Annotated in this window: 8 protein-coding genes; 7 read left to right on the top strand and 1 reads right to left on the bottom strand. The window is 58.2% G+C overall.

Features of this window, described 5'->3' with window-relative positions:
* Positions 1-29: 29 nt before the first annotated feature.
* The 3 genes from U869_RS0126940 to U869_RS0126930 are packed head-to-tail and all read left to right on the top strand — an operon-like array spanning position 30 to position 4772.
* Positions 30-1427 (top strand): TolC family outer membrane protein, encoded by a 1398-nt coding sequence (locus U869_RS0126940; RefSeq protein WP_025120541.1) that lies wholly within the window; start codon positions 30-32, stop codon positions 1425-1427.
* A gap of 26 nt (positions 1428-1453) precedes the next feature.
* Positions 1454-3592: a type I secretion system permease/ATPase gene (locus tag U869_RS0126935; RefSeq protein WP_025120540.1), complete on the top strand. Its 2139-nt coding sequence runs from the start codon at positions 1454-1456 to the stop codon at positions 3590-3592.
* A gap of 10 nt (positions 3593-3602) precedes the next feature.
* Positions 3603-4772, top strand: coding sequence for an HlyD family efflux transporter periplasmic adaptor subunit (locus U869_RS0126930; protein ID WP_025120539.1), 1170 nt, complete (start codon positions 3603-3605; stop codon positions 4770-4772).
* Between the two features lie 223 nt (positions 4773-4995).
* On the opposite strand, the gene mltB is transcribed toward U869_RS0126930, so the two are convergent.
* Positions 4996-6075 carry a lytic murein transglycosylase B gene (mltB, locus tag U869_RS0126925; protein WP_025120538.1) on the bottom strand — a complete coding sequence of 360 codons (1080 nt, stop codon included), beginning with the start codon at positions 6073-6075 and terminating at the stop codon, positions 4996-4998.
* Positions 6076-6332: 257 nt separating this feature from the next.
* Here mltB and U869_RS0126920 point away from each other — a divergent pair, with 257 nt between their 5' ends.
* From U869_RS0126920 to U869_RS0126900, 4 genes are all read left to right on the top strand, one after another.
* Positions 6333-7067, top strand: a complete 735-nt coding sequence (locus tag U869_RS0126920; RefSeq protein ID WP_025120537.1) for a carbonic anhydrase — start codon at positions 6333-6335, stop codon at positions 7065-7067.
* 207 nt (positions 7068-7274) lie between these two features.
* A complete protein-coding gene (locus U869_RS0126910; protein ID WP_025120536.1) occupies positions 7275-7748 on the top strand; it encodes a (2Fe-2S)-binding protein in 474 nt (157 codons plus the stop codon).
* Between the two features lie 75 nt (positions 7749-7823).
* On the top strand, positions 7824-9977 hold the full coding sequence (locus U869_RS29755; RefSeq protein ID WP_232785406.1) for a molybdopterin cofactor-binding domain-containing protein: 2154 nt from the start codon (positions 7824-7826) through the stop codon (positions 9975-9977).
* Positions 9974-11275 carry a cytochrome c gene (locus tag U869_RS0126900; RefSeq protein ID WP_025120535.1) on the top strand — a complete coding sequence of 434 codons (1302 nt, stop codon included), beginning with the start codon at positions 9974-9976 and terminating at the stop codon, positions 11273-11275. Before U869_RS29755 ends, U869_RS0126900 begins: the two co-directional genes overlap by 4 nt.
* The last annotated feature ends 172 nt before the right edge of the window (positions 11276-11447 follow it).

Genomic DNA, 11447 nt, shown 5'->3' with positions numbered 1-11447 from the left:
CGGTTATCGGCATAGACGTGGTAACGATAATGAAAAGACACCCTTATGGCACGGATGGATCTCGGCTCACGTTACGGCGTGCGGCCACAATCGGACTGTTTTTGGGCGGATTAGGCGGGTGGGTTGGTCAGACTCTCGCCGCACCGCAGGTCGAATTTAACTGGCAAGCCGCACCGACGGAACGTTCGGTGATGACGTTGACCTTACAGGACGCGATCCTGCGAGCCTTTGCACGTAACCCGCAGATCGCCCAGGCTTCGGCACAGATTAACGTGGGCAAAGGTGACCTGGCGCTGGCACAAAGCGCCTGGTTCCCGCAAATCGCCCTCAACAGCAATTTTGGCAAATCCAGCCAGACGGACTCCTCTGGCACGTTGAACAACACGGCTTCGGCAGGCGTGACGCTCAACCAGTTGCTCTATGATTTCGGCAAAACCAGCGGCAGCATCGACGAGCAACATAACCTCTCCGATGCCTATCGTTACACGCTTTACCAAACCATGACCGAGGTGGGCCAGCAAACGTTGCAAGCCTATCTTCAGGTCAAACGCTATCAGGATTTAAGCGCCGCAGCGGAGCGCAATCTGGTGTCGCTGAACCGGGTCAAGGACATAGCCGAACTGCGGGCCAACGCCGGTCTGAGTTCACAATCCGACGTCTTGCAGGCACAAACCCGTATCGCCGGGATGAACGCCACGCTGGAACAATATCGTGCCCAGCAGCGTTCGGCCCTGGCCCAGCTGACCGTCCTGACCGGCGTCGTGCCGGATAAACTCCCCGATCTGCCGCAACAACTGCTGCAACAGAAAATCACCCTCAAGTCGCTGCCCTATCAAAAAAGCAATGCGGTGCTGAGTGCCCAGTCCAAGCAGGAAGCGGCTATCCAACGGGTTCGCCAGGCCGAAGCCCAGCACTGGCCGACCATCTCCGTTCAGGCTGGCCGCACCCGCTATGAGAGCGATGGCAACGAATCACAATCCTATTGGAACGATCAGCTGCAACTGGTCGTGCAGGCACCGATCTACCAGGGCGGCGCGGTCAATGCCAAGGTCGATGCTGCCGAGGGCGATCGCCAGGCGGCACAGGCTCAGGTCGAGGCCGCCAAACTGGATATGAACCAGAAAGCCTCCACCGCTTATGCGGATTTGATCGGGGCGCAGCAGCGAGAGCTGGCCGGGGCGCAACAGCTGAGTAGTGCGGACTATACCCGCAGCGTCTATCAGGACGAGTACAAGCTTAGCAAGCGCAGCCTGAACGACCTGCTCAGCGTGGAACAAGACGTGCTACAGGCAGAAAGCTCGCGCGTTACCGCGTTGTACGACGGTTGGGATGCAGCGGTGCGCTATGCCTCTGCTGTCGACAACCTTTTGGATATGTTGGGTATCGAGCGCCAACGAGCCAGTGGCGACAACCTACCGTCGCTGTAGTCTGATTGATTTTGCCAGGAGCGCTTATGTCACAACCTGCATCACTCGAAACCTGGATCGCAGCCATGGCCCGGGCGGCCAACGGCTACGGTCTGGCTGTTGACGTCAAATCCGTCCGCCAGCAAATGCGCTGGTATGAACAACTGCCTGCCCCGCGTCGGCTGGAACGGCTCGGCCATCTGATGGGGCTTAGCGTCAGCTTGCAGCCACGGGAGAAAGTGCGCTGGCGTAACGAGATCCTGCCCGCACTGATCGAAATCGACGACGGCGGCCTGATGGTGATCGAATCTCTCGATAGCGAGGGCAAGGCGCTGTATTGGCTCAACGACAGCGGCGATGTGCAACGGGAAGCTGAGCTGGTGGAATTGCTGCTCAAAGGCCAAGGCACCATTGTGCTGCTAGGCACGGCGGAGCGTGGGCAAGACTCACGCATCGACGATTTTGTGCAGCCCTATCGCAAACACTGGTTCTGGCAACATTTTCGCGGGGCCAAACGACAGATCGGTGAGATCTCGCTGGCGTCGATCATCAGCAACGTGCTGGCGCTTGCCGGTATTCTGTTTTCGATGCAGGTGTATGACCGGGTTATTCCAGCCCAGTCTTACTCTACCCTGTGGGTGCTGTTCTTCGGGGTGCTGATCGCGGCGGCGCTGGAGTACGCCATTCGCCTGTCGCGCACCGTGATTTCGGATCTGATGGGTAAGAAAATCGATCTGAAGATCTCCGGCATGCTGTTTGCCCGCGCGCTGGCGATCAAAAATGAAGCACGGCCAAAATCGACCGGCTCCTTCATCTCGCAGCTACGTGAAATCGATCAGGTGCGGGAACTGCTGACCTCCACCACCGTGGGCGCAGCGGCGGATATGCCGTTCGTGTTGCTGTTCCTGGTCATCATGGCGCTGGTGGGTGGCCCGCTGGTGTTTATCCCGATGCTGGCGATCCCGCTGATCGTGATCCCCGGGATCTTGCTGCAATGGCCGATGGCCAAGCTGGCGAAGGAAGGCATGCGTGAAAGCGCACTGCGTAACGCGGTACTGGTTGAGTCGATCGAAGGGGTTGAGGACATCAAAGCGTTGCAAGCCGAACCTTACTTCCAGCGCCAATGGGAGCAAACCCACGCCGTCAGCGCCACCATCGGTATGCAACAGCGGTTGTGGGGGGCGCGGCTCAGCGGTTGGGCTTCTACGGTGCAGCAGTTGACCTATGCCGGGATGCTGGTATTTGGCAGCTATCTGGTGCTCAACGGCGATATCACCACCGGTACCATGGTGGCCTGTAGCCTGCTGTCTTCCCGCACCATCGCCCCGCTGATGCAGTTGACCATGGTGTTCTCTCGCTGGCAGCACGCTAAAACCGCCATGACCGGCCTGGACGATCTGCTGAAAAAGCCGCTCGATAAGCCGGAAGAAGGCAAAATGGCCCACTGCCCGGTACTCAGCGGCCACTTCCAGCTGCGTAACCTGCAATACAGCTACGACGTGGAGAAAGGGGAAAACTCGATCACCGTCAATAACCTGGAGATCAAACCCGGCGAGCGGGTGGCGATCCTCGGTAAGGTTGGCGCGGGGAAATCGACGCTGCTGAAGCTTCTTTCCGGCCAGGCCAGCGCCACCCGGGGCAAGGTGATCATCGACGGGGTTGATATCAACCATATCGATCCCAGCGATGTGCGCCGCCAGTTGGGCTTCCTCTCGCAAGAATCGCGGCTGTTTTTCGGCAGCCTGCGCCAGAACCTGATGCTTGGCCATCCACACGCTACCGAACCGGAAATGCTCCAGGCGTTGCGGATCTCGGGGGCGCTAAGCCTGGTGCAACAGGACGCCGCCAGCCTGGACCGCATTATTCATGAAGGAGGCAGAGGTCTGTCCGGTGGACAGCGCCAGATGGTGCTGCTAAGCCGCATGATCCTGCGTAATCCCCAAATCGTGCTGCTGGATGAACCCACTGCCTCAATGGACGAGCAACTGGAAGAGTACGTGATCCGCCAGATGCACGGCTGGCTCAGTGGCCGCACGCTGGTGCTGGTCACCCATCGGCCTGCGCTGTTGAAGCTGGTGGATCGCATCGTGGTATTGGATAACGGCCGCGTGGTGGCTGACGGCCCACGGGATCAGATCCTGCAGGCGGCCAACAAGCCGATCAATAAAGAACAGGGCGTGGCATGAGGAACGATCAATGAGCAATATCACCATGCAAGACGATCTGGCACGGCAGGGGCGGCGGCATTCCTCGGTACTTTGGTTGACGCTGTTGGGGCTGATCCTGTTCGTGGTCTGGGCCTATTTTGCGATACTCGATGAAGTCACCGTCGGCACCGGCAAGGTCACTCCCTTGAGCCGGGCGCAGCTGATTGAGAGCCTGGACGGTGGGATTATCGATCACCTGTATGTGCACGAAGGGGACATCGTCAGCAAAGGCCAGAAACTGGCGCAGTTGGACGTGAAACGCTTTCAGTCCAACTATGGCGAAGCCTTTTCCCGCGTGCGGACCCTACGCGCTTCCGCCGAACGTCTGCGCTCCGAGCTGACCGGCGCACCTTTGCAGTTTAGCGCCGATACCCTGAAGGAACCGGATCTGGTGGCTCGTGAGCGTCAGCTCTATGACTCCCGCAAGCGCAACCGCGATGAGACCGTCACCAACTTGCAACAATCGATGCAGTTGGTCCAGCAGGAATTACGCATGACCGAACCGCTGGTCGCCAAAGGGGCCGCCGGGCAGGTTGAAGTGATCCGCCTGAGGCGACAGGTCAGCGAGCTGCGCGGCAAGATTGATGAGGCCCAGAACCAGTATGCCGTACGCGCGCGCGAGGAGCAGGTCAAAAACAACGCCGACCTCGACGCCCAGTTGGAGCTGGTGAACGGTAAGGAAGATCAGCTGGATCGCGCCACCATGGTTTCGCCGGTGCGTGGGATCGTGAAGGACATTCAGGTGACCACCGTGGGCGGTGTATTGCAGCCGGGCGGTAAGCTGATGGAGATCGTGCCGCTGGAAGATCAGTTGCTGATCGAAACCCGCATCAACCCACGGGATATCGCCTATATCCGTCCTGGCCTGCCTGCCACCGTCAAGGTCACCGCCTATGATTCTTCGATTTATGGCAACCTGAGTGGCGAGGTGGAAAACGTATCACCGGATACCATTCAGGACGAAGTGAAACGCGACCAGTATTACTATCGGGTTTACGTACGGACCAAACAGGCAGAACTGATGAACAAGGCCGGTAAGAAGTTCCCGATTGTGCCGGGGATGGTGGCCAGCGTGGAGATCAAGACCGGGCAGAAAAGCGTGCTGGATTATCTGAGCAAACCGCTGAACAAGGTGAAGGAGTCACTGCGCGAACGTTAATGGTCACCCCCTCACCCCAACCCTCTCCCACAGGGAGAGGGAGCTAGTTCAGCGTACAGGGCAGGTAAAGTGGCGCTCCGTAGGGGCGCTGCATGCTGCGCCCGTGCCAAAGCTAGATTCGGAAGTCACTGGGTAGCACATTCAGTCCCCTCTCCCTGTGGGAGAGGGCTAGGGTGCGGGGGCGATCACTGAACCAGAATCACTCCCTTACTCAGCTAAAAACTCACCGCCCGCGGCGTGCCTGGCCGACCGCTTCACCCAACTGCCAGACCGCCATCGAATAATGCACGCTGTGGTTATAGCGGGTGATGGCGTAGAAGTTCGGCAAGCCGTACCAGTATTGATAGCGGTTACCCATATCCAGACGCAACAGGCTGACCTGCTGATTGCCTTCCAACGAGCCCTGCGGTGTCAACCCAGCCGCGGCCAGCGTAGCCACCGAGTAGTTGGTTTTAAAACCGGTCTCTAAACCGGGAGCCTGGCCGTTAGCCGGTACCGCCACCGTGGCCCCGCGCGTCCAGCCATGCGCTTTGAAGTAGTTGGCTACGCTACCGATGGCATCCACCGGGTCCCACAGGTTGATATGGCCATCGCCGTTGAAGTCAACCGCATAGCTCTTGAACGACGAAGGCATAAACTGACCGTAACCCATGGCACCAGCGTAGGAGCCGCGCAGGGAAAGCGGATCGTCACCTTCGGTACGCGCCATCAGCAGGAAGGTCGCCAGCTCGCCACTAAAGTATTCAGCACGGCGTGGATAGTTAAACGACAGCGTCGCCAGCGCATCGATAATGCGGGTTTTGCCCATCACCCGGCCCCAGCGGGTTTCCACCCCGATAATGCCGACGATAATTTCTGGCGGCACGCCATAAATCTGCTCGGCGCGCTTTAGCTCCGCCTCATACTTATTCCAGAACACCACCCCGTTCTGAATGTTGTCTGGCGTCAGGAACTTGTTGCGATAGCGGATCCAGGCACCGTTTGGCGTGGTCGCTGGCTTGCCTGCCGGTGCCTGCTTATCCATCAGGGCAACGACCCAGTCCAGCTGTTTGGCCTGAGCCAACACGTCATGCAACTGCTGGCGCTCAAAACCATGCTCCTGCACCATCTTGTCGATAAAACGTGCCGCCGCCGGGTTATCGGCAAAGTCGCCGCCCAACGGATGAATGGCATGTTCCGGCTCAAGCACAAAACCACTCTGCACCAGGCTATCCGGCGGAGCCAATTGCTCGGTAGGTTTAGGTTCGCTGCTACAGGCAGCCAGCAAAGGGATCAGGGGTAAAAGCGTAACCAGATGACGCATCGGATATCCATATAGGCCAGGCAAAAGAAGTTGTCGCTATGTTAAGCCATTGTCTGACGCGAACAAACAGGAATATACAAGGTTTCAACGCTCTCTTGCCCACAAAATAACCAGGCGAAAAGTGGGGCGGTGTATACACTTAAATTGCTTACATCTTGCCAGACGAAATCCAACTCACGTCATCAACAGGCTCTCGATGTTTACTCAGTGAACCTGTGCGACGTTTTGTCCCTTCAATAGCACAAGGAATAACAACCATGAGTAAGCAGCCCGCCCAAGAACCACCACGCCGTGCCCTATTAAAACGTACCGCGGCCCTGTCAGTATTAGCCGTGACCGGCATTGCCGGTTTCACCGCCCCCTCGGTGGCCTTTGCCGCCGCGATGACCAAAGAACAGCGCGATAAAATGACGCCGGACGAGATCATCGAAAGCTTTAAACACGGCAACATGCGTTTTCGTGAAGGCAAAATGCAGCAGCATGATTATGTCGCCCAAAAACAGGCCAGCGCACAGGGACAGTTCCCGGCCGCGGTGATTTTAAGCTGCATTGACTCACGAGCCCCGGCGGAGATCCTGCTGGATGTCGGCATCGGTGAAACCTTTAACGCCCGCGTGGCCGGTAATATTCAGAATGACGATATTCTGGGCAGCATGGAGTTTGCCTGTGCCGCTGCCGGAGCCAAAGTGGTGCTGGTGATGGGGCATACCGCCTGCGGTGCGGTAAAGGGAGCCATCGAGAATGTCGAGCTGGGCAACCTGACCGGGCTGCTCAACAAGATCAAACCGGCCATCGACAAGACCGAATTTACGGGAGAACGCAACGGTAACAACGGCAAGTTTGTCGATGCCGTGGCCAAAACCAACGTCACCATGACCATTGACGATATCCGCAAAAACAGCCCGGTGCTGAAAAAACTGGAAGAGGACGGAAAAATCAAGATTGTCGGCAGCATGTACCATCTGGACGGCGGCAAGGTCGAGTTCCTTTAGGTAAACCTATCCACAACAGCGGCGAGCATTGGCTTCGCCGCTGGCTCCGCCCTCCCATAACTCTTCTTGAGTATCAAGGCAATACGCAACATCTAGTTGCAATAATTATCCTGCTAACCATAGAAAACCCCTCTTTTGATCAAACAACTCTCCAATCACTAACATAGACTTCACAAAAAATTAAACTCATTAAGGATAGGGTTTTTCATGGAAATTAATGTTAATGGCCGTTTGGTCGCACTGAGCAATATCCCACCAGAGACTCCCCTGCTGTATGTTCTACGCAACGACCTGCAACTCAACGGCCCCAAATATGGCTGCGGCCTGGGGGAATGCGGTGCCTGCACCGTGCTGATCGACGGGGTTGCCGCCCGCTCTTGCTCCACCCCGCTATCTGCCGCGCAGGGGAAAAAAGTCACGACGCTGGAAGGGCTAAGCCAGGAAGGCGAGCTGCATCCGGTGCAACAGGGCTTTATCGATGAACAGGCCGCACAGTGCGGCTATTGCACCAACGGCATGATCATGACGCTGGTGGCGCTGTTCGAGCGCGATCCCCAGGCCAGTGAACAACAGATCAAAAACGAATTGGCCTTCAACCTGTGCCGCTGTGGCACCCATCTGGAAATCCTGGCTGCGGCGCAGCAGGCCAAGCGGCTACTGGCCGAGCGCGGTGCCCAATGATAGAGATGCAAATAACCCGCCGTCGCCTGCTGCAAGCGGGTGGCGTCGTGATGGTGAGCAGTTTGCTGCCCCTGAATGCACTGGCTGGCAGCGGTCAGCAGCTTTATTGCCCTCAGTGCCGACGGTAAAGTGACCGCGTTTAACGGCCACGTCGATCTCGGCACCGGCGTGCGCACTTCGCTGGCGCAGATTGTCGCCGATGAAATGGACGTGGCGTTCGAGGATGTCACCATGATCCTGGGCGACACCAATCGCACGCCCGATCAGGGCCCAACCATCGCCAGCGCCACGATTCAGGTGACTTCGGTCCCTCTGCGTCAGGCCGCGGCACAGGTGAGGCAACTGTTGCTGGACCTGGCTGCCAGTGCCTTCAAACGCCCGGCCACCCAGTTGACCACAGCGAATGGCTTCGTGTTTGCCACCGATGCTCCCACAATCCGTTTGAGCTACGCCGAGCTGGCGCGTGGGCAGGATTTGCACCGCCCTCTGGACAGCAATGTAGCGCTGAAAAGCCCGCAAAGCGGCCAGTATGTGGGCAAACCGATCGCACGCGTCGATATTCCGGCTAAGGTACGCGGCCAACTGACCTATGTGCACGATATGCGTCTGCCGGGCATGCTGCATGGCCGAGTCGTCCGCCCACCTTATGCCGGTGCAGACAGCAGCGCCCCGTTGGGAAAAGCACTGATCTCCGTCGATCATGATTCCATCGCCCAGTTGCCCGGCATTGTCAAACTGGTAGTCATCAATGACTTTATCGGTATCGTGGCCGAGCGTGAGGAGCAGGCGATCGCCGCCATGCGCCAGCTAAAGGTGCAATGGCAACCCTGGGCCGGATTACCGGATTTATCTTTGGATAAGCTGCACGCCACGCTGACAGCGATCCCGAAAGCCAAGCGAATTCTGCGTGACGATCCGGGAACCACCAGCGCCCTTGCCACGGTAGCCACCCCGGTCAATGTCGACTACGTCTGGCCTTATCACTTACATGCCTCCATCGGCCCTTCCTGTGCCGTGGCCATGGTCAATGCCCAGCAGGCGGAAATCTGGTCGGGTACGCAAAATCCCCACGAACTGCGCAAAGACATCGCAAAATTGCTTGGCCGTGAGTCGGAGCAGGTGCATATCAACCGCATGGAGGCTTCCGGCTGTTATGGCCGTAACTGCGCCGATGACGTTTCGGCAGACGCAGCCCTGCTGTCACAGGCCACCGGCAAGCCGGTGCGGGTACAGTTGATGCGCGAGCAGGAAGCGGGCTGGGAGCCTAAAGGCACCGGGCAGTTGATCCGTGTACGTGGCGGGCTGGATGCCAATCAACAGGTGGCTGCCTATGAGCTGAGAACCAGCTATCCCTCCAATAACGCCGTCACCCTACCACTGGTATTAACCGGCAAGGTCGCCAACCTGCCAGACGTCCAGCAAATGGGCGATCGTACCGCTGTGCCACAATATGAATATCCGCATATGCGGGTGATTGCGGAAGATGCGACCCCGATCGTGCGGGCTTCCTGGATGCGTGGCGTGTCGGCGCTGCCGAACGTATTCGCCCACGAAAGCTGGATCGACGAGTTGGCTTACCTGGCCAAGCAGGATCCGATCGCCTACCGCCTACGGTATTTAACCGATCCGCGTGCCATCACGTTGATCCACGCGCTGAAAAAGCAGGCCAACTGGCAGGATGGGCCAGCCCACCGCCAACAGGTGGCGGAGGATCAAGACGTGGTCAATGGCCGGGGCTTCGCCTACGCCCGTTACTTCCACAGCAAGTTTCCCGGTTTTGGTGCCGCATGGGCCGCCTGGGTCTGCGATCTCAGCGTGGATCGCCGTAACGGGCAAATCAAGCTGAACAACATCTACGTCACCCACGACTGCGGGCAAATCGTCAACCCGGCCGGGGTGCGCCATCAGGTGCATGGCAACATTATCCAGTCTGCCAGCCGGGTGCTGAAAGAGTTTGTCACCTTTGACCAAAGCGGAGTGACCGCATTGGATTGGGGCGGCTACCCTCTGCTGCGCTTTGACGAGCTGCCACAGGTAGATATTCAGTTGTTAGATAACCCGCATGAACCGCCAATGGGAGCCGGGGAATCCGCTTCCGTACCGAGTGCCGCCGCCATCGCCAACGCCCTGTTTGATGCGCTGGGCGTCAGACTGCGCGAAGTCCCTTTCACTCCAGAACGGATCCTGAAGGCATTAGCCTCCTCCAGCCAGCAGGCGGGTAAAAAATGAACAAGATAAAGAAAATCGCCGGGCTGGGCGCACTGGCCGTTGCCATCATCGTGGCCGTGGGCGCTATTGCTACCTGGCAGCCAGAAATGGTGCAAACCGAGCGTCTGGATACCCACAGTTTCAGTGCGGCGCAAATTGAGAAAGGCGAACGCCTGGCCGCCCTTGGCGATTGTGCGGTGTGCCACACCCGCGCCGGTGGTGAACGCAATACCGGCGGGCTGGCGATGGAGATCCCGTTCGGCACCATCTACACCAGCAATATTACGCCCGATGTGGAAACCGGCATCGGCAGATGGTCCTATCCCGCCTTTGAACGCGCCATGCGCCACGGGATCGACCGCCAGGGGAATTACCTCTATCCGGCATTTCCCTATACCGCATTCACCCGCACCAGCGACGAAGATCTCAAGGCGTTGTATGCCTACCTGATGACGCAGCCGGCGGTACATTACCAACCGCCTAAAACTGCGCTGCACTTTCCATTCAATATCCGTCAGGGCATTGTGACCTGGAACTGGCTCTATCTGACGCCCGGTGCCATGCAGCCTGACGCCAGCCAAAGCGAAGAGTGGAACCGGGGAGCCTATCTGACGGAAGGTCTGGGCCATTGCAGCGCCTGCCATTCACCACGCAACCTGCTGTTTGGCGAGCAGGGGGGCAGTAAACATCTGAGCGGTGGGGTCGCAGAAGGCTGGACCGCTCCGGCACTGACTGGCAATGCTCACTTGCCGATCCCCTGGAGTCAGCAGGATCTGCTGACCTTTATGCAAACCGGTTACTCCAGCAACCACGGGGTAGCAGCAGGACCCATGGCTCCGGTGATCGCCGAAGGGCTTTCCCAGTTGCCACCAGAGGATCTGCAAGCCATCGCCGTTTATCTGCACTCTTTCTATCCTCAGAATGCAGGGGGCCTCAGCAACGCCGTTGAGATCAACCGACTGGCGGAGCAAACGGTAGAACCGCTGTCTTCGCAGGGAGCACGGATTTTCTCTGGTGCCTGTATGGCCTGCCATTCGCAGGAGAAAGGCGCACAGATGCAGGGCGTACGTCCTTCTCTGGCGCTGAACAGCAATCTGTACAACGTCAGCCCGGATAATGCCATTCGCGTGGTGCTCTCCGGTATTCAGCAGCCGGTCAAAGGCGAACTGGGTTATATGCCAGCGTTCCGCTATAACCTTAACGATGAGCAGATTACCGCGCTGCTGCAATACCTGCGGCAGGACTTTGCCAAACAGCAACCGTGGCCTGATTTGCCGCAGCGGATCGCTGAACTGAGGGCGGAAACTGGCGGGCGATAGTTTTGGTTGATACTCCCGCGTTCGTTGCTCCCCCTCACCCCAACCCTCTCCCCAAAAAGGAGAGGGAGTCAGCTCGGTGTAGTGGTGAGGGCGGAAACTGGCGGGCGATAGCTTTGGTTGATACTCCGGCGCTCGTTGCTCCCCCTCACTCCAACCCTCTCCCCAAAAAGGA

Source organism: Serratia sp. H1w (genome assembly GCF_000633355.1).
Lineage (GTDB): Bacteria > Pseudomonadota > Gammaproteobacteria > Enterobacterales > Enterobacteriaceae > Chania.
Note: the sequence above shows the minus strand (reverse complement) of the source record. Positions and strands in the feature narration are given on the sequence as shown.